The organism is Comamonas testosteroni ATCC 11996, from assembly GCF_000241525.1.
Classification (GTDB): domain Bacteria; phylum Pseudomonadota; class Gammaproteobacteria; order Burkholderiales; family Burkholderiaceae_C; genus Comamonas; species Comamonas testosteroni.
In genome coordinates this window covers 163937-183571 of the sequence record NZ_AHIL01000043.1, presented here as the reverse complement: position 1 = coordinate 183571, position 19635 = coordinate 163937, and the positions used below count along the sequence as shown (strand labels likewise).

Here is a 19635-nt window from a genome sequence, read left to right as displayed (position 1 = left end):
GATGGGCAGTGCAGAGCACTGGATAGCCTGGCCTCTGGCCTGCCTGAGCAAGTCAAGCCCGGTGCCCGAGAGTGCCTGCTGGTGGGCGCTGGAGTTTTCGCCGCGTGTGGCCTTGCTCGAAGACGCCTTGCTCATGGAGACCAGTATGGTGCAGCGTCTTTGGGGCGGGAGAGAGGTCTTGCTGACACGGCTGGACAGTGCTTTTGCCCAGGCCTGTCAGGCCGCTGTGTCCGGCCCGCCGGAGACCGGGGGCGGCGATGCGGCAGTGCAGCCGCTGCGCGGACAGGGCGGCACGGCCTGGCAGGCGTTGGCACGGCTGCGGCTGCAGCAGGGGCGACCTTGTGGCTCCATCCCTGTTTCCTTGACCATGCCTGAGACATCGCTGCATGCCGATGCGCTGCCGCTATGGACGCTGAGCGCTCTGGAGCAGAACAGCGCCGTGCTGCTGCGCCTGGGTTGCCGGTGCTGGGGCGATGTGCGCTCACTGCCGCGCGCGGGGCTGTCGCGCCGTATTGGAGCCAAGGCCTTGCGTGCGCTCGACGAGGCCTATGGTCTGCTGCCCCAGCCACTTGACTGGCTGCAACTGCCTCAGCAGTTCGAGCTGCGCCATGATCTGGGTTATCCGGCCCACCATGCCGATGCCGTGCTCCATGCCGCGCAGCCGCTGTTGCGCGCGCTGCAGTGCTGGCTGCAGGCCCGTCACCATGCGGTGCTGGCACTGCAATTGCGCTGGCACCATGATCTGCGCCGTATCGACGGCCAGGAGCTGCCGGCCTGGGAAGCGCTGGTCATCCGCACGGCCCAGCCCACGCAGGGCATGGCGCATCTGCAGCGCCTGCTGCGTGAGCACCTGGGCCAGCAGCGCTGGCGCGCACCCGTGGACATGCTGGAGTTGCAGGCGCTGGAGACGGCTGCCTGGGCGGCCGAGCCGCTGAGCTGCCTGCCTGCCGCCCAGGGCCAGAGCCCGTCGGACAGTCTGGCCTGGCATGAATGGGTGGAACGGCTGAGCGCCCGCTGGGGTGAGGAGGCCGTGCAGATGGTGCAGCCGCTGGCCGACCACCGCCCCGAGCGCATGCAGCGCTGGCAAGCTGCTGCGCCCTTGCTGCAGAGCAAGAATCCGGCTGCGGCAAGAGACGCTACCCAGGCTGGAGCGGGAGCGCAGCTCAGGCAGCAAGGCACGCAACGCGGCCGTCAGCCCGGATGTGCCGACCCCTGGCAAGCCCTGTGGCCGCCCTGGCTGCTGCCCCAGCCCCAGGCCTTGCCCGTGCAGGGCAATCGTCCCCAATGGCATGGGCCGCTGCAGCTCAGGGCTGGTCCCTACAGGCTGGAGTCCGGCTGGTGGGATGCTGCTGGCGATGCCCAGGCTGCTGCACCGAGCGGCCTCGCCGAGCGTGACTATTTCGTGGCCTATAACGCCGTCGTCGGACATGTCTGGATCTACCGCGAGCGCGTCCGTAGCGAACACCTGATGGGCATGACCGCCAGCCCTGCCAGCTGGTTCGCGCAAGGCATGTATGGCTGAGCTGATCATGGCCGAGCCGCCCGCTCCCTCTCTGCGGTTGGCGGGGCCGCCGCCTGCCGCGATACCGGCCAGTCCCGTGGCTCAGGGCATGGGCAGAGGGCCGCTGGCCTATGCCGAGCTGCACTGTCTCTCGCATTTCAGCTTCCTGCGCGGTGCTTCATCGCCTGCAGAGCTGGTGCACCGGGCCAAAAGCCTGGGCTATGCGGCGCTGGCGCTGACCGACGAATGCTCGGTAGCCGGTGCCGTGCGCGCCTTTGAAGCGGCGCGGGACTGCGGCCTGCATCTGATCCATGGCAGCGAATTCGCCTGGGGCCCGCTCAGGATCGTGGTGCTGGTGCGTGATCTGCCAGGCTGGGGCAATCTCTGTGAATTCATCACCGCTGCACGCAGCCGGGCTGACAAAGGGAAGTATCTGGTCGACGAGTCCAGCCCCTGGCAGCTGCTGAATCAAGGCTGCGAGTGCCTGCTGCTGCCGCAGCGTGGGAAGCTGGATGCATCGGATTTGATAGCTGTAACCGCTTGCTTGGAAGGCGTTTCAGGCTATCTTGATGCTGAAAACCTCTGGCTGGGTGTGGAGCTGCACCTGGCGCCCGACGACAGCCTGTGGCTGCAGACCCTGCAGCAGGCGGGCGCGGCGCTGGGGTTGCGCTTGCTGGCCTGCGGGGATGTCCATATGCATGCGCGCTCGCGCAAGCCGCTGCAGGATGTGGTCACGGCGATCCGCATGGGGCGCACCGTGGCCGAATGCGGCTTTGCGCTGCAGCCCAATGCCGAGCGGCATCTGCGTTCGCGTCTGCGGCTGGCTTCGCTCTATCCCAGGGCCATGCTGGAGGCAACACTGGAGCTGGCAGGGCGCTGCAGCTTCACTCTGGACGAGATCCGCTACCGCTATCCGAAGGAGAGCGTGCTGCCCGGCATGACGGCGACGCAGACCCTGGCCTGGTTGACCTGGGAGGGCGCGGCGGGACGCTATCCCCAGGGCATTCCCGAGAAGGTGCGCGATCAGCTACACAAAGAGCTGGCGTTGATCGAGGATCAGAAGTACGAGATGTACTTTCTCACCGTGCATGACATCGTGCGCTATGCGCGTAGCGTCGGTATTCTCTGCCAGGGGCGCGGCTCGGCGGCCAATTCTGCGGTCTGCTACTACTTGGGCATCACCGCGGTAAACCCGGATGGTGGCAATCTGCTGTTCGAGCGCTTTATCAGCAAGGAGCGCAGCGAGCCACCCGATATCGATGTGGACTTTGAGCACGCGCGGCGCGAAGAGGTCATCCAGTACATCTACGGCAAATATGGCCGTGACCGCGCCGCGCTCACGGCCGTGGTCAGCTGCTGGCGCAGCCGCAGCGCGCTGCGCGATGTGGGCAAGGCGCTGGGCCTGCCGGTCGATCTGATCGATGCCCTGGCCAAGGGACAGTATTGGTTCAGCGAGCATGCCCAGGCGCAAGCACAGACGCATGCCGAGACGGCGGATGCGGCAGAGGAGTACCAGGCGCCCGAAGCACTGCCCGAAGACTGGGTGCAGCGCAAGCTACAGGAAGCCGAGGTGCTGGCGCGCGAAATGCATTGCGCTGTGGGCGCGCACCGGCTGCGCCTCTGGATAGAGCTGGCCTGGCAGCTCAAGGACAGCCCGCGTCATCTCAGCCAGCATGTGGGTGGTTTTGTGCTGACCGAGGACAAGCTCACGCGCCTGGTGCCCGTGGAGCCTGCCACGATGGCCAGGCGCTCCGTCATACAGTGGGACAAGGACGATCTCGATGTCGTGGGTCTGCTCAAGGTCGATGTGCTGGCCCTGGGCATGCTCACCATGCTGCGCAATGCGCTGAACGAGCGCGCTCGCTGGCGTGGCGAGCCATGGGAGCTGCACCAGATTCCGCAGGAGGATGCCGCGACCTACGAGATGATCTGCCAGGCCGATACCGTGGGTACTTTCCAGATCGAAAGCCGTGCCCAGATGAGCATGCTGCCGCGTCTGCAGCCGCGCACCTTCTATGACCTGGTGGTGGAGGTCGCCATTGTGCGCCCCGGCCCGATTCAGGGCGGCATGGTCCATCCCTATCTGCTTGCGCGCGAGCGTGCACGCCGGAAGCTGCCACTCAAGCTTGAAAAACCGGAGCTTGAAAATGCCTTGCTGAGGACCCTGGGTGTGCCCATTTTTCAGGAGCAGGTGATGCAGATCGCCATGGATGCTGCCAAGTTTTCGGCCGGCAAGGCTGATGAGCTGCGTCGCTCCATGGCGGCCTGGAAGCGCAAGGGCGGCGTACACAAGTTCGAGCGCCCGTTGATCGACGGTATGGTGGCGCGTGGTTACAAGCTGGAATTCGCTCAGGCCATCTTTGCGCAGATGCTGGGTTTTGGCGAATATGGCTTCCCCGAAAGCCATGCCTATAGCTTTGCGCTGCTGGCCTATGCCAGCGCCTGGCTCAAGCGCCACGAGCCGGCCATTTTTCTGCAGGCTCTGCTCAACGCCCAGCCCATGGGCTTTTACTCGCCCTCGCAACTGGTGCAGGATGCGCGCCGCCATGGCGTGCGTGTGCTGCCGGTCGATGTCTGCCACAGCCACTGGCATTGCACCTTGGAAGCCCCTTTGCAAGCCATGCGCGGCGTGGCCCAGCCTCAGCCGGCCGTGCGCCTGGGGCTGAACCGGGTTGCCAGGCTGGGCAAGGCCGCTGCGCTGCGGATCGAAGGTGAAGCTGCGCAGGCTCCGTGGAAGGGCGTGAGCGATCTGGCGATCCGGGCTCGGCTGGACAAGGCGGATATGGAAGCCCTGGCCGCAGCCGATGCGCTGCGCAGCCTGGCCGGTCACCGCCGCCAGCAGATGTGGGATGCTGCTGCGCAGGCCAGCCTGCCGCCCATTTTTGCGCAGGCCGCCATTCATGAGCCGAGGCTTGAGCTGCCCCAGGCTGCCGAGGGCGAGGAAATCATGTTCGACTATGCCGCCACCGGCCTGAGCCTGCGCCGCCATCCGCTGGCCTTGCTGCGCCCAAGGCTGGCGCGCCATGGCCTGAAAACCGCAGCCGAGCTGCATCAGATGCTGCCAGGCCAGAAGGTACGTGCCTGTGGCATCGTGACCGTGCGCCAGCGCCCGCCTACCGCCAACGGCACGCTGTTCATCACGCTGGAAGACGAAACCGGCGTCATCAACCTGGTGGTCTGGAGCCAGACCTTTGCGCGCTGGCGCTCTGCATTGTTGGCCTCGCGTCTGCTGGCCGTGGAGGGCATCTGGCAGCGTAGCACGGCCCCGCAACTGGAGGCGTCGGAGTCAGAGGGGGATATGCCTGCGGCCCAGACAGGGGATGAACCTGCGGTTCGTCATCTGGTCGTGATGAAGGCCAGGGATGTGACCCGCTGGCTGGGGCGGTTTGCCGAGGTCGGACTGAACAGCCGGGATTTTCATTGAGCCCGCCGAGGCCGGTGCGCGCTGGCCGCAGCGAATTCAGGGCGCTGCCGGCAGCTTGGCATGTTGCAGCGCATGTTCAATGAGCTTTTCCACGGCCCGGCTCCCCGGTGCGGTCGAATGCACCAGTGCTATGCCCACACGAAAGCCGGGTGGGTTGTCCAGCAAGGGCAGGCATTTCACGCCGCGTGGCTGAACGAGGTGCGACACGCCTGCGACCAGTCCCACGCCCAGGCCGGAGGCCACCAGGCTCATGATGGTCTGCACCTGCATGGCCTCCTGGGCGATGCGGGGGGTGAAGCCCGATTGCTGGCAGCGTAGCTTGGCCAGCGCGGCGAGGCTGGGAACCGTGTCCTGCGGATACATCACAAAAGGTTCGTGCGCTGCCTCGGACAGAGCGATGGCGTCGCGCTGCGCCAGGGGGCTGCTGTCCGAGACGGCCAGCACGAACTCGTCCTGATCCAGCGGCGTGAGTTCAATACCTTCGTCAAGCTCCAGCACGGGGTAGCGCAGCAGGCCGGCATCAAAGCGCCGGGTCGTCAGCCCTTCCAGGATTTCGGCACTGGTCGCCTCATAGAACTCCAGCCCCACCTTGGGGTAGCGGTCGCGAAACGATGGGATCAGGCGCGGCAGCAGTTCGTAGGTGGCCGAGCCGACAAAGCCCAGCCGTATCAGGCCGCCCACGCCTTCCCTGGTATCGCGTACAGCCTGGCGACATTGGTCGGCATGAAATAGGGTGGCGCGTGCGCTCTCCAGCATGGCCTTGCCGGCAGCCGTCAGCACGACGCCGGTGCTGGTGCGATCGAACAGGGCGCTGCCCAGCTCCTCCTCCAGCTTGCGAATCGAGATGGACAGCGGCGGCTGAGCCATATGCAACTGCTCTGCGGCACGGTGGAAGTTGCCGGTTTCGGCCAGAGCGATGAACTGGTTCAGTTGCTTCAGGTTCATTGATATTCAATGGATATCAGAAATGAAATTTTTAATATTAGACATTAATTTCTCGCCTGCCTAAAGTGAGCTCACAAGAAAAACACGGCAGCAATTCCGTATCAGGAGACAAACTTGAAGCAAGCACGCAGATACCTGCTGGCGACCTTGCTGGGCTACGGCCTGCTCGGCGCAGGCATGCCCTCCATGGCCCGGGCCCAGGCCTTCCCTTCCAAGCCGATCAAGCTCATCGTGCCCTTTGGTCCGGGCAGCGGCACCGACACCTCGGCACGCTATTTCGGGCGCAAGCTTCAGGAACTCACAGGCCAGCCCGTGGTCGTGGAAAACAAGGCAGGAGCCAACGGCTTCATCGCCGTCAAACAGGTGCTGTCGGCGCCCGCCGATGGCTATACCGTGTTCATCGGCAGCAATTCAACGCTGGCGGTCAATGTAGCGCTGTTCAGGCATCTGCCCTACGATCCCTTAACGGACTTTGCGCCGCTGACCATGATGATGCGCTCGCCGGCCATGCTGGCCGTTGCGCCCCAAGCGGCCTACTCGGACCTGAAGGGCCTGATCAGCCATGCCAGGGCCAACCCGGGGAAGGTGAATTTCGGGGCCGGCTCGGCAGGCTATCAGCTGATGGGCGAGCTGCTCAACGACGCTGCCAGGATCGAAACCGTGCATGTCCCGTTCAAGGGCGCAGGGGAGACCACCACGGCCGTCGCTTCAGGGACGGTGGACTACACCTTCGCGGAAGTCACGGCAGTACAGGAACTGGCCCGGGGAGGGCGCGTCAAGATCCTGGCAGTGGCCTCCGACAAGCGCGTGAGCACCTCCCCGGAGATACCCACGGCCACCGAGGCCGGCCTGCCCGGATTCGAGGCCTACACCTGGGTGGGTGCCATGGTGAGCGCCAAGACACCGGCCGCCGAGACTGCCAGGCTTGCCGAGCTTTTCACCGCCATCTCGAAGATGGATGAGACCCGTGCCTTCTACGAGCGTCTGGGGGCCATTCCCATGACCGGCGGCCCGGCACAGATGCATGAATTCCAGAAGAACGAAATCGCGCTGTGGAAGCGCATCGTCGTCAAGGCCAAGGTTCCCTTGCAATGAAAGCCAATGAAAGCCGGCCGGCACAGGCGCTGCAGCACATCAAGGTGCTCGATCTTTCGCGGGTATTGGCGGGTCCGTGGGCGGCACAGACCCTGGGCGATCTGGGCGCCGAGGTGATCAAGGTGGAAAGACCCGGCAGCGGTGACGACACGCGTGCCTGGGGGCCGCCCTACGTGGCCGACACCGAAGGCCTGCCGACGGGGGAGTCGGCCTACTATATGTGCACCAACCGCAACAAGCAGTCGATTTCCGTGGACTTCACCCGCGGCGAAGGCCAGGAGATCGTGCGTCAGCTGGCGGCCCGATGCGATGTGCTGATCGAGAACTTCAAGACTGGCGGTCTGGCGCAGTACGGGCTTGATTACGCGAGCCTCAGTGCCCTGAATCCCCGCCTTGTCTACTGCTCGGTCACGGGCTTTGGCCAGGACGGTCCCTATGCGCATCGTGCGGGCTATGACTTTCTGATCCAGGGTATGGGGGGACTGATGAGTATTTCGGGCCATGCCGATGGCCAGCCCGGAGGCGGCCCCATGAAGGTCGGCGTGGCGCTGACCGACATCCTCACCGGGCTTTATGCCAGCACGGCGATTCTGGCGGCCCTGCAGGCCCGCGAGCATACGGGGCGTGGCCAGCACATAGATCTGGCTTTGCTCGATGTCGGCGTGGCCTGTCTGGCCAACCAGAGCATGAACTATCTGTACGGGGACCAGGTGCCGCAGCGCATGGGCAATGCGCATCCGAACACGGTGCCCTACCAGGAGTTCCCGACCGAAGACGGCCACATGATCCTGGCCGTGGGCAATGACGGCCAGTTTGCCCGTTTCTGCCAGGCGGCAGGCAGGAGCGAATGGGCCGAGGACGAGCGTTTCTGCAGCAATGCGGCGCGGCTGGCCCATAGAGCCGAGCTGGTGGAGATGATCCGCCGCGTGACGCTCACGCGCAGCACCAGGGCCTGGGTGCAACTGCTGGAGCAGCATGCCGTGCCTTGCGGCCCCATCAACACGGTGCGTGAGGTGTTCGAGGATCCGCAGGTCAGGGCTCGCGGCATGCAGATCGCCATGACACACCCCAAGGCGGGCCAGGTGCCGTTGGTCGCCAGCCCCATCCGTTTGTCGGACACACCGGTGACGTACCGCCATGCACCGCCTCAGCTGGGGCAGCACACACAAGAGGTGCTGGAGCGCCATCTGGGCCTGTCTGCCCAGCAGATGCAGGCCTATCAGGAAAGCGGAGTATTGGGATGAGCAGCCAGGAGTCGTTGAAGCACACGCGCATCGTGGGCCAGGACGAAGCCCAGGGGGCCTTGTCAGGGGTGCGGGTACTGGACCTTTCCAGCGTGATTTTCGGCCCCATGGCCAGCCAGGTGCTGGCCGACTACGGCGCCGAGGTGATCAAGATCGAGCCGCCGCAGGGCGACTCCACGCGCCACACCGGCCCGGCACTGGAGCCTGGCATGGCGGCAATGTTCATGGGCTCCAACCGCAGCAAGAAAAGTGTGATGCTGGACCTCAAGCAAGCGCAGGCGCAGGCCGCGCTGCATGCGCTGTTGCAGGGCGCTGATGTGCTCATGCACAGCATGCGCCCGCAAAAGCTGGCCAGGCTCGGGCTCGATCCGGACAGCCTGCGCAAGCAATACCCGCGCCTCATCTATGTGGGCCTGCACGGTTTTGGCGAAGACGGTCCCTATGCCGGGCAGCCTGCATATGACGACGTGATCCAGGGCATGAGTGGCCTGGCCGATCTCATGCAGCGCCAGACGGGCGAGGCCCGCTATCTGCCCACGATTGCGGCCGACAAGACCTGCGCTCTGGTAGCGGCGCATGCGGTGCTGGCGGCGCTCTATCAGCGTGAGCGCAGGGGCGAGGGCAGTTATGTCGAAGTGCCCATGTACGAAACCATGGCGGGCTTCAACCTGGTGGAGCATTTCTACGGCATGCACTTCACACCCGCGCAGAGTGGCGCGGGCTATCCGCGCGTGATGGCGCCCTGGCGCAAGCCCTATAGGACGCTGGACGGCCATGTCTGCCTGATGCCATACACCGATGCGCACTGGCGCCGCTTCTTTGCGGCCGTCGGTCAGCCGCAGCTGGCACAGGACCAGCGCTTTGCCACCCAGGCGATGCGCACCCGCCACATCGCCGAGCTGCTGGAGACGATGAGCGGCTACGTGGCGCAAAAGGACACCGCCTATTGGCTGGCCAGCAGCGAACAGCTGGAGATTCCAGCCTCCCCGGTGACTCGCATGGACGATCTGCCCCATGACCCGCATTTGCAGGCCACCGGCTTTTTTGTCGAGAAGAAGGATGCCGCGATGGGGGTTGTGAAATTTCCGCGTTCGTCCGTGCGCATCAACGGCACCCAGCCACCCATAGGCATGCCCCCGCGCCTGGGCGAGCACACACAGGCATTGCTGCGCGAGGCAGGCTGGGACGACGCGCGCATTGCCGCCTTGCAGTCGAAGGACTGCTGAACAAACAGCATGAAGCGGAGACAGAATGAGCGTGAGCAATTTGATTTCATCTACTGAAAACCGTGCCTCGGCGCTGGCAGACACGCCGCGCATGGGCCAGGGCTTTGTCTGGCAGGACCTGCGGGTAGGCCAGCAACTGCGCACCTTTCGCCGTACGGTGACCGAGACCGATCTGGTCAACTTCATCAACACCACGGGCATGCTTGAGGCGATCTTCATCGAGGACGGCTATGACGGCGGTGCCATTCAGGGCCGCCCGGTGCCGGGCGCGCTCACCTATACCTTGATCGAAGGCTTCATCCTGCAAAGCATGATCCAGGGCACGGGCCTGGCCATGCTCGAGCTGCACCAGAAGATTCTGGCCCCAGTGGTGGTGGGCGACACCATTGAGGCGCTGGTCGAAGTGATCGACATCAAGCCAACGAGCAAAGGCGGTCGCGCGGTGGTGAGTTCGCGGATCGAGGTCTACAACCAGCGTCGCCAGCAGGTGATGGTCTATACCGCCGTGCGCCTGCTGGCTGGGCGTGGAGCTTAGGTCCGCGCTGCTGCTGACGCCGTTGCACCAGTGCGCACATCCCTGTGCGCCGAGATGAGAAAACTACAGGAGACACAAGATGAGATATCGATTTTCACGTCGGTTGTCGCTGCTCGCCGTTGCCGCGTCGGCCGCTGCCGCGCTGGCCGTTTGCGGTGCGGTTCAGGCGCAGGACAACTGGCCCAGCAAGCCGATCACGCTGATCGTCCCTTTCCCGCCAGGCGGTCCCACGGACATGGTGGCACGAGTGCTGGCGCAGCAGGTAGGCCAGCAACTGGGGCAGTCGGTCATCGTGGACAACCGGCCAGGTGCCAACGGCAACATCGGCAATGCGCTGGTGGCCAAGGCGCCAGCCGACGGCTACACCGTGCTCTACAACACCTCCTCGATTGCACTGAGCCCCTCGCTCTACAAAAAGCAGAGCTATGACGTGAGCCGGGACCTGCGCCCCGTAGCCTTGACTGCGGTGGTTCCGCTGGGACTGGTCGTCAATCCCAAGCTGCCTGTCGCCACGGTGCAGGAGCTTGTGAAGTACGCCCAGGACCACAAAGGCAAGCTCTCCTACGGCTCGGCGGGCAACGGCAATGTCACGCACCTGGCGGCTTTTCAGGTGGTGCAGCACTACAACGTGGATGCAAGTCATGTGCCCTACAAAGGCAGCGCCCCTGCCGACGTGGATCTGGTGGCTGGCCAGATCGATTTCATGACCGACACCATCAATTCGGTAGCGCCTTTCATCAAGGACGGCAGGCTCAGGCTGCTGGCCGTCAGCACGGCCGGACGGATTCCCAATTTCCCCAAGGCGCCTACGCTGGCCGAAAGCGGCATGACCGGGTTCGAGGCCGGTGCCTGGCAAGGCGTGATGGTGCCCGCCAAAACGCCTGATGCGATTGTGGAGCGCCTGAATGCCGAGCTGATGAAGGCCCTCAGGAACCCCGGAGTGCTGGAGAAGCTGCGCGTGCAGGGCACCGAGCCGCTGGGATCCACGCCCAAGGCCTACGGCGAATACATACAGAGCGAAATCAAGCGCTGGGCAGGTGTTGTCAAAAGCACGGGCGTGTCCCTGGACTGAGAGAAAGCAAGACGATGACCATTCTCGATGGACTGAGCCTGACAGGCATCCCGCCAGAAGGCGAGGCACTGCGCGCCGAGGTGCGTGCTTTTCTGCAGGACGCGGTCAAAGACATTCCTGCGCATGTCCGCGCCAAATCCTGGAGCGGATATGACCCGGCCCTCAGCCGCAAGCTGGGGGAAAAGGGCTGGATTGGCATGACCTTGCCCAAGGCTTATGGCGGAGGCGAGCGCAGCGCGTTCGCCCGCTATGTGCTGGTGGAGGAATGCCTGAACTTCGGTGCGCCCGTGGGTTCGCACTGGATTGCCGATCGTCAGAGTGCACCGCTGATCCTCAAATACGGTACGGAAGCGCAAAAGCAGTTCTACATTCCAAGAGTCTGCCGGGGCGAGATATTTTTCTGTATTGGCATGAGCGAGCCCAATGCGGGATCGGATCTGGCAAGTGTGAGGACTAGAGCGCTTCCCAACGAGCAGGGTTTCTTGCTCAATGGCCAGAAGATCTGGACCACCAACGCGCATCACTGCCAGTACATGATTGCCCTGGTGCGAACCTCCGGCAGTGCCGAGGACCGTCACAAGGGCTTGTCGCAAGTCATCGTGGACCTGACATTGCCCGGTGTGACGGTGCGTCCCATTCAGGATCTATCGGGTGACAGCCATTTCTGCGAGGTCTTTTTCGAGAATGTGCAGCTGTCTGCCGATGCGCTGATCGGTGCCGAAGGTCAGGGCTGGGAGCAGGTTACCGCCGAACTCGCTTTCGAGCGCAGCGGCCCGGAGCGGCTGTTCTCCAGCATCGTGCTGTTCGACCAATGGCTGCAATATGCACGCACGCCGCAGGGGCGCACCGAGTCCGGCATGCGGCTTGCGGGCAAAGTACTGACGCAACTGGCACCGCTGCGCGCGATGTCGGTATCCGTGCAGCAGAAGCTGACCCAGGGAGCAAGTCCTGTTGTCGAAGCCGCGCTGGTCAAGGAGCTGGGCACGACACTGGAGCAGATGATCCCGGCGGCCATTGCCGAGGAGCTGTTTGCCCGGCCGGCCGAAGATGTACCGGTGGAGCTGCTGCTGACGCTCAAGTACGTCACCGAAGCTTCTCCCTCGTTTTCCTTGCGCGGTGGCACGCGTGACATTCTGCGCGGCATGATCGCCCGTGGTCTGGGTTTGCGCTGATCGGAGACAAGTTCATGAGCAATAACGATTTGTTTGCAGATGCAGCGCGCAAGGTGCTGGCAGACTGGTGTTCCCCTCAGATGATTCGCAAGATCGAGAGTGCTGGCAGCCGCTCAGCGGCCGTCGCCCGACTATGGCAGCAGCTGGAGGAAACCGGCTTGGCCGATGCCTTGCTGGCCGAAGAAGAGGGCGGTGCCGGTCTGGGTTTGAGCGAGATATTTGGCGTGCTGGAGCAATGTGGAGCCCACGCCCTGCCTCTGCCTCTGGGAGAGACCATGCTTGCTCGGGCCATGCTGGCGCAGGCGGAGATGGCCTGCCCGGCCGGCAGCATTGCGCTGGCGCAGGGTACGGTGCAGGTCGATGGCGGTTTGCATTGCGCGCTGGTGCGAGGCGGGCAGGTCACGGACTCGGTGCTGGTGCAAGTGCAAGAAGAAGCCGGGGTCTGGTATCTGCTGAGCGTTGCACAGGCTGAGCTTGCGCCGCACGCTCTGGCGCTGGACGCGTCGTTGACCTGGGCGCCAGACCAGCTGCGGGTCGCCGGCGTCATCCGGCCCGGGCTGCAGTTCGATGCCCGCAGCCTGCAGGCCTCCGTGGTGGCCGCGCAGATGGCGGGAGCCATGCGTGACGTGTTCCAGCGTAGCTTGCAATATGCGAACGAGCGTCAGCAGTTTGGGCGTGCTATCGGGAAGTTCCAGGCGATCCAGCATCAGCTGGCAGTCATGAGCGAGCATGTGTTTGCGGCCCGCATGGCGGCTCAGCTCGGTTGCAGCGGTGAAGGCATCGTACCTGACAGATTGCGTGTGGCCGTTGCCAAGGCACGCTGCAGCGAGGCGGCTTTGGTGGTCACGGAGCTTGCGCATGCGATTCATGGCGCGATTGGCTTCACCGAGGAATATGACCTGCAGCTGTTCACCCGCAGATTGCATGCATGGCGACTGACGGCAGGCAGCGAAGCCTATTGGCAGGCATCGGCCGGGCAGGCCCTGATGTCGCACGAGGGCATGACACTGGATCTGATCCGGCGGATCACCGATGTAGAGGCCCTGGCTTGAAGCAGCTCAACAACTATGGAGACCATGGAACATGGCATTTCTGAACATTGAACGCGATGGCGGTATCTTGACCGTCACCATGAATCAGCCGGAGACACGCAATGCGCTGACCGGCAATACGGCGGTTGCGGAGTTCGTGCAGCTCTGTGCAGATGTGCGCCTGGACGCCAGCGTGAAGGTGCTGATCCTGACCGGCGCAGGCTCTATCTTCAGCTCCGGCGGCAATGTCAAGGACATGAAGCGCTATTTCGATGACGCACTCACTCCCGACATGATTCGCGAGGAATACCGGCAGGGAATTCAGCAAATTCCGAATGCCCTCTACCAGTTGGATGTTCCCGTGATCTGTGCCGTCAACGGCCCGGCCATTGGAGCGGGTCTGGATCTGAGCTGCATGTGCGATATCCGGATTGCGTCGGAAAATGCCACGTTCGCGGAGAGCTTTGTTCGTGTGGGCATTGTTCCCGGTGATGGCGGGGCCTGGTTGCTGCCGCGCGTGGTGGGGATGTCGAAGGCCAGCGAAATGGCTTTCACGGGAGAGGCGATCAGCGCAGGCCAGGCATTGGCCTGTGGTCTGGTGAGCCAGGTCGTGCCCCCGAACGAGCTGCTGCCGGCCGCCAGGGCCTTGGCGCTCAAGATAGCCGCCAATCCGGGCGGGGTGATGCGCATGACCAAGCGTTTGCTGCGAGAGGGCCAGAATGCCACGCTGGCTTCGCTGCTGGAAATATCGGCCGGCTATCAGGCGATTGCCCATAAAACGGCAGATCATCGTGAAGCAGTGATAGCCTTTATCGAGAAGCGGTCACCCAGCTTCTCGTGAGCCAGCAGGCTTGCTTAACCAGAGCATGCAACAAAGACACCAAAGGGCGCATTTCGCGCCCTTTGCTTGTTGTTGTGAAGGCTGTAGCGCGTTGCATTGTGCGTTGATGCTTCAGGTCGGCTAACCCAACGACGTAATCCCTTGATAATACCAATTACATTGTGTTGCGATTTGCGCTATGCGAGTGACGCAGCAAGCGGCTTTGCCGGGTCGGCCCCATTTCATGTATCGGAGTGGCCGCTTTGCCGGCTATTTACTTTTATATGGAATGGATGAAAGCGATGAGATTGACCAAGCTGAACATTGGTGCCCGACTGGGCCTGGGGTTCGCAGTGGTGTTGGCATTTGCCGTGGTGATCACGGTTATCGGCATCTGGCAACTGCACTCGGTGGGCAAGGCCACGCAGCAGATGATGCAGGAGCCGCTGACCAAGGAGCGCTTGATCAGCGACTGGAACAGTAATGTCAGCGTGGCCGTGGCACGCACCACGGCCATCGCCAAGAGCAGCGACGCAAGTCTTGTGCAGTTTCTGGCAGCGGATGCGGCCGCCACTACCAAGAGCACGGCCAATGTGCTCAAGCAGATCGAGCCCCTGATCTCCGAGCCTGCGGAGCGCGAGATCCTGGACAGGATCATGCAGGTGCGCAAGACCTATCTCGCCAGCCGCGACAAGGTCAGTCAGCTCAAGGCCGAAGGCATGGCCGAAGAGGCGGAGTCCACGCTGATCAACAGCTATGTGCCAGCCGCCCAGGGCTATCTGAAGCTTCTCGGCGAGCTGCTGAACCTGCAGCGCGCCAGCTTGGATGCCAAGGCGGCAGAGGTGGAGCAGATCGAGAGCAGCAGCCGGACGTACTTCCTGGTTCTGGCCTTGCTGGCTCTGGCCATCGGCACTGTCAGCGCCTGGCGCCTGACGCAAGGCATCACCGCTCCGCTCAAGCATGCTGTCGGCGTGGCCCGCCGCGTGGCCGATGGTGATCTCACGGCACAGATCCATGTGAACAGCAGCGATGAAACCGGGCAACTCATGCAGGCCTTGCACGATATGAATACCAGCCTGGATAGGCTGGTGGGGCAGGTGCGTCAGGGCACGGACAGCATTGCCACAGCGTCGGGGCAGATTGCAGCGGGCAACCATGACCTGTCTGCGCGCACGGAAGAGCAGGCCAGCTCCCTGCAGCAGACGGCTGCATCCATGGAGCAACTGACTTCTACCGTCAAGCAAAATGCCGATAACGCCAGTCAGGCCAATCAGCTGGCGCTGTCGGCCTCCGACGTGGCCGTCAAGGGCGGTATGGTGGTGTCGCAGGTGGTGGAGACCATGGGGGCCATCAGCCAGTCTTCGCGCAAGATATCCGACATCATCGGCGTGATCGACAGCATTGCTTTCCAGACCAATATCCTGGCGCTGAACGCAGCCGTGGAAGCGGCACGCGCAGGCGAGCAAGGCCGCGGCTTTGCCGTCGTGGCATCGGAAGTGCGCTCGCTGGCTGGCCGCAGCGCTGAAGCGGCCAAGGAAATCAAGCAGCTGATTCAGGCCTCGGTCACCAAGGTGGAGGAGGGTAGCGCGCAGGTCAGTCAGGCTGGCCAGACCATGGATGAAATCGTCAGCAGCGTGCAGCGCGTGACTGACATCATGGGTGAGATCACTGCCGCCAGCCATGAGCAGACCAGCGGCATCGAGCAGATCAACCGCGCGGTGGCCGAGATGGATCTGGTGACCCAGCAGAATGCTGCCCTCGTGGAAGAGTCCACCGCTGCTGCGCAATCCATGCAGCAGCAGACCAGCGACCTGTCGCAGATGGTCAGCGTCTTCCGCCTCAAGAGCGTCTGATTCTGTAGAGCGATCAGGACTGAAGCCGAAAGGTTTATCCGCGGCAGTGCAGGAGGCTGTATGCCTTCTGGCTGCCGTCGATTCCCGGCATGCAAGACATGGCTGGAACAGTCCGGCACCATCTCGCCTGAAAGCATGCATGAAGCTTTCAATATTGGCACTCAAACAGATTTCTGGTCGCAGTACTGGACACAGCAAGACCCCGGGAGGCCGGACAGCGAGACTCGCCAAAGCAGTCAGAAAGCTCAACGGCAGCAATCGAGCCAAAAACAGAGCTTGCTTACGTCGATGGATGCTGCGGCAGCACACCGATTGCTGTCGTTCGAGATCCTGTAGTGAAGGTCAGCTTTTCCTGAAACCTCTCATTCCGGACAGGTCTATTGATCATTTCAGGCCGGCTGCTGCTGTGTGGTGCAGTGGATTCCGCCACCGCCAGCTGCGATCGCGTCAATGTTGAGTTGCACGATGTCGCGTCCGGGAAATTGCTCACGCAGGATCGCTTTCGTGTTGCGATCGGCTTGCACATGACCAAATTCAGGGCATAGCACCGCGCCATTGCATACATAAAAGTTGATGTAGCCGGCAGCAAAGTCCTTGTTTTCATACTGCGGCCGAACATGGTCAGGCCCTGGCAGGGTCACAACTTTTAGCGGAAGGCCACGTGCGTCCGTGGCTTTGCGCAGGATTTCGAGATGGCGACGTGTGACCGCATGCTCAGGCGACGATGAATCGCTTTCGAAACCGGCCACCACCATACCAGGAGCGCAGAAGCGGGCATAAAAGTCGGTATGACCATCGGTGATGTCTTGGCCGGCAATACCTGGCAACCAGATGACTTTCTCGATACCCAGCACTCGGTGCAGCTCTTTTTCACACTGCGCCTTGCTTACGCCAGGGTTGCGATTGACATTCAGTACACAGCTTTCCGTAATGATCGCCGTTCCGCGACCATCGACTTCGATACCGCCCCCTTCCAGAACGAGGGAGCTTTCAATAACGGGAACACCCGCGCGCCCGGCGACGAAGCTGGCCACCAGCGCATCGTCCTCGTAGTCCTGCTTTTCACCCCAACCATTGAAATTGAAGCTCACACCGGCTAACGCTCCGCCAGCCCCTTTCACGAAGACTGGCCCGGTGTCGCGCATCCAGAAGTCGTCGATGGGTTGCACCACCAGCTTGACCTTATTGCCGCACAACCGCGCCGCAAGGTCGTAGTCTTCCTCGTTGACCAGCATGTGAACGGGTTCAACACTGGCAATCGCTTGTGCGATGCGTGCCAGGTTTGCCTGCGCGCCCGATTTCAGACGTTTTCCCCACACATCGTCATTGGCGCCAAAGGCCATCCAGGTGGCCGAGTGGCGCTCCCCTTCGTCAGGCATGCGCCAGCTACCGGCTGCCTGAGCTGGCAATCCATGCATGCCAGCGGTTGTGCCGGCTGTCAGGCCAATAGCGGCATTCAGGAAATGTCGTCGTTGCATATGGCTCATCCGGTCTTAGATGATTTCCTGTTGCGTGGTGCAATGGATGCCCCCGCCGCCGGCAGCGATAGGGTCGATATTGATCTGGACCACTGCGCGTCCTGGGTACAGCTGCGCATATATTTCCTTGGCAATCGAATCAGCTTTCGCATCCCCGAATTCGGGCAAGAAAATGGCGCGGCTGCTTGCATAGTAGTTGATGTAGCCAGCGGCGAAAGTGTCCGGATTATTTCCCGGGCGAATCTGGCTGGGTCTATCGACAACGACGATTTTCAGCGGCTGATTGTCGACATCGGTGGCGCTTCGCAAGATCTCCAGGTGTTGCCTGGTCAGCGAATACTCATAGGAGTCAGGGTTCATGTCGCGGTGAGCAACCACCACGCCGGAACGTACAAAGCGAGCATAGAAGTCCGTGTGAGCATCAGTGATGTCCTTGTTCTTGATGCCGGGCAACCAGATGACCTTGCGAATACCCAGCAAACGGCGTAACTCTGCTTCGCAATCGGCCTTGCTCCAGCCTGGATTGCGATTGCTGTTCAGCACACAGCTTTCCGTGATGATGGCCGTTCCCTTGCCGTCAACCTCCAATGCTCCGCCTTCAAGGACCAGGCGTGTGGCAAGCAGTGGCAATTTCACATGAGCACTGACCACATCGGCTACCAGGCCGTCATGGTCAAACTGCTGCTTTTTTCCCCAGCCATTGAAATTGAACTTCACACACGCCCGCTCGCCATTGGGCTTGCGTATAAAGACGGGGCCGGTGTCGCGCATCCACAGATCGTCAAGTTTGGCGGGAATCAGCGTGACACGCGGATCAAGCAACTGCCGCGCATTTTCGAGTTCACTCTGGCGAACCAGCATGTTGACGGGTTCGTAGGCTGCAATGGCGTTGGCGATGCGCGCCAGTGCCAGTTGAACCTGCGGTACTTGCGCACGTGTCCAGATCGCGCTCGAGGCGCCATGCGCCATCCATGTTGCCTTATGTGCTTCGGCCTCGTCGGGCATATGCCAGTCCTGGCCCTGATTGCTGGTGCTGCCGTTGTCCAAGGGCGGAGTGACCGGGTTTGTGTCTGGACCGCCATCACTGCCTCCGCCACACGCGGCCAGCAAACCCAGCACCGCCATTGCGCCGCCACCTGACGCGCAGCTTCGCATGAAATATCGACGTGTACTCATCACTCATCCTTATCAATCAAAAGAATCAATGCGGGGAAATTGCCACCGCATTGCTATGGACGGCATTGTGGTGAGAGAGTTATATGAGGACAAATGATATGATTCTGATAAATGTATTAAGTTTTCTCATATGTCAGAGCATCGCATTCCTTCTCTGAAGTTGTTGATGGGGTTTGAGGCTGCAGCCCGACATGGCAGTTTCTCGCGTGCGGCTGACGAACTGCATGTGACACAGTCGGCAATCAGCCATCAGGTGCAGCAGTTGGAAGACCAGGTCATGCAGCCTTTGTTCCGGCGGGCAGGGCGGGGAGTGGAACTGACCGTCGCTGGTGAAGTGCTGCTGCGCAGCGTTCAACGTACGCTGACCGTTTTGCGAAGTGGCCTCGGAAGAATCGCCACTTATCTGGATCCGGGATTGGTGGTGCTGGTATGCCCGGCACCCTTGCTGCATGGCTGGCTGCAGCCAAGATTGCGAGAACTTCAAGCTCAACTGCCCGAGCTGTGTCTGCTGCTGTCCGTGGACGAAAGTGCCCGTTTTGTTGACGAAATTGATGTCGATATCGCTATCGGCAACAGGCCTCTTTTGCAGCCTGGTTTGCAGGAAATACCACTATTTCAGGATGAATGGGTACTCGTAGCGAACACCGATCTGGCACGGAAGTTAGCCAAAGTGCCGCAGACACAGCACCATTTGCATGCGGATCTGACGTGTCTGGAAGAAAGCCTGACGAGTGACGTAACTGCTCCGCTGTTCCTGGGGCCGCTGGCACGCTTCAGGAAGCGAGCCATTTATGACGACGCTCGCCTCTTGATCGAGGCTGTTCTGGAAGGAGGCTGTATTGCTTGTCTGCCGCGTCTATTGGTAGACGCCAGCCTCGCACGCGGTCAACTGCAAATACTTTCGGAATATCCGCGCTTGCCTGGCTCTACCTGGTGGTTGTCGGGGATGGAGAAGCAGGCGCGTTCGGAAATCGTCCTGCAGGTATTCAATTGGCTACGTGCCCAGAGTACCGAGCTTCATTCCTAGGCCTGGGGCATTCGAGATTTGATACATCCGTTCATT

The 19635-nt window shown here is 62.1% G+C and carries 15 protein-coding genes; 12 read left to right on the top strand and 3 right to left on the bottom strand.

Annotated features, from left to right (window positions below; genetic code table 11):
- Position 1 precedes the first annotated feature (1 nt).
- Positions 2-1522: a DNA polymerase Y subunit UmuC family protein gene (locus tag CTATCC11996_RS19310; protein ID WP_003079429.1), complete on the top strand. Its 1521-nt coding sequence runs from the start codon at positions 2-4 to the stop codon at positions 1520-1522.
- Positions 1515-4925: a DNA polymerase III subunit alpha gene (dnaE, locus tag CTATCC11996_RS19305; RefSeq protein WP_003079426.1), complete on the top strand. Its 3411-nt coding sequence runs from the start codon at positions 1515-1517 to the stop codon at positions 4923-4925. The genes CTATCC11996_RS19310 and dnaE overlap by 8 nt, the downstream gene beginning before the upstream one ends.
- 36 nt (positions 4926-4961) lie before the next feature.
- Here the strand turns inward: dnaE and CTATCC11996_RS19300 are convergent, their stop codons facing one another.
- The gene (locus CTATCC11996_RS19300) at positions 4962-5870 is read right to left on the bottom strand and encodes a LysR substrate-binding domain-containing protein (RefSeq protein WP_003079423.1); all 909 of its coding nucleotides are present in this window, start codon (positions 5868-5870) and stop codon (positions 4962-4964) included.
- 114 nt (positions 5871-5984) lie between these two features.
- On the opposite strand from CTATCC11996_RS19300, the gene CTATCC11996_RS19295 reads away from it, so the two are divergent.
- From CTATCC11996_RS19295 to CTATCC11996_RS19255, 9 genes are all read left to right on the top strand, one after another.
- A complete protein-coding gene (locus tag CTATCC11996_RS19295) occupies positions 5985-6965 on the top strand; it encodes a Bug family tripartite tricarboxylate transporter substrate binding protein (protein WP_003079420.1) in 981 nt (326 codons plus the stop codon).
- The gene (locus CTATCC11996_RS19290; protein WP_003079417.1) at positions 6962-8209 is read left to right on the top strand and encodes a CaiB/BaiF CoA transferase family protein; all 1248 of its coding nucleotides are present in this window, start codon (positions 6962-6964) and stop codon (positions 8207-8209) included. Before CTATCC11996_RS19295 ends, CTATCC11996_RS19290 begins: the two co-directional genes overlap by 4 nt.
- Positions 8206-9435 (top strand): CaiB/BaiF CoA transferase family protein, encoded by a 1230-nt coding sequence (locus CTATCC11996_RS19285; protein WP_003079415.1) that lies wholly within the window; start codon positions 8206-8208, stop codon positions 9433-9435. The genes CTATCC11996_RS19290 and CTATCC11996_RS19285 overlap by 4 nt, the downstream gene beginning before the upstream one ends.
- Before the next feature lie 25 nt (positions 9436-9460).
- The gene (locus CTATCC11996_RS19280) at positions 9461-9970 is read left to right on the top strand and encodes a MaoC family dehydratase (RefSeq protein WP_003079413.1); all 510 of its coding nucleotides are present in this window, start codon (positions 9461-9463) and stop codon (positions 9968-9970) included.
- Positions 9971-10049: 79 nt separating this feature from the next.
- Positions 10050-11042: a Bug family tripartite tricarboxylate transporter substrate binding protein gene (locus tag CTATCC11996_RS19275; RefSeq protein WP_034349648.1), complete on the top strand. Its 993-nt coding sequence runs from the start codon at positions 10050-10052 to the stop codon at positions 11040-11042.
- A gap of 14 nt (positions 11043-11056) precedes the next feature.
- Positions 11057-12214 carry an acyl-CoA dehydrogenase family protein gene (locus tag CTATCC11996_RS19270; RefSeq protein ID WP_003079410.1) on the top strand — a complete coding sequence of 386 codons (1158 nt, stop codon included), beginning with the start codon at positions 11057-11059 and terminating at the stop codon, positions 12212-12214.
- Positions 12215-12228: 14 nt separating this feature from the next.
- Positions 12229-13266, top strand: a complete 1038-nt coding sequence (locus CTATCC11996_RS19265) for an acyl-CoA dehydrogenase family protein (protein WP_003079408.1) — start codon at positions 12229-12231, stop codon at positions 13264-13266.
- A 31-nt stretch (positions 13267-13297) separates the two neighbouring features.
- Complete coding sequence (locus CTATCC11996_RS19260) at positions 13298-14086, top strand: crotonase/enoyl-CoA hydratase family protein (RefSeq protein WP_003079405.1); 789 nt, start codon at positions 13298-13300, stop codon at positions 14084-14086.
- A 281-nt stretch (positions 14087-14367) separates the two neighbouring features.
- On the top strand, positions 14368-15918 hold the full coding sequence (locus CTATCC11996_RS19255; protein ID WP_003079401.1) for a methyl-accepting chemotaxis protein: 1551 nt from the start codon (positions 14368-14370) through the stop codon (positions 15916-15918).
- 389 nt (positions 15919-16307) lie between these two features.
- On the opposite strand, the gene CTATCC11996_RS19245 is transcribed toward CTATCC11996_RS19255, so the two are convergent.
- The gene (locus CTATCC11996_RS19245; RefSeq protein WP_003079395.1) at positions 16308-17405 is read right to left on the bottom strand and encodes an agmatine deiminase family protein; all 1098 of its coding nucleotides are present in this window, start codon (positions 17403-17405) and stop codon (positions 16308-16310) included.
- A gap of 6 nt (positions 17406-17411) precedes the next feature.
- Positions 17412-18572, bottom strand: a complete 1161-nt coding sequence (locus tag CTATCC11996_RS19240) for an agmatine deiminase family protein (protein ID WP_236597843.1) — start codon at positions 18570-18572, stop codon at positions 17412-17414.
- A gap of 130 nt (positions 18573-18702) precedes the next feature.
- Here CTATCC11996_RS19240 and CTATCC11996_RS19235 point away from each other — a divergent pair, with 130 nt between their 5' ends.
- A complete protein-coding gene (locus CTATCC11996_RS19235; protein ID WP_003079389.1) occupies positions 18703-19599 on the top strand; it encodes a LysR family transcriptional regulator in 897 nt (298 codons plus the stop codon).
- The last annotated feature ends 36 nt before the right edge of the window (positions 19600-19635 follow it).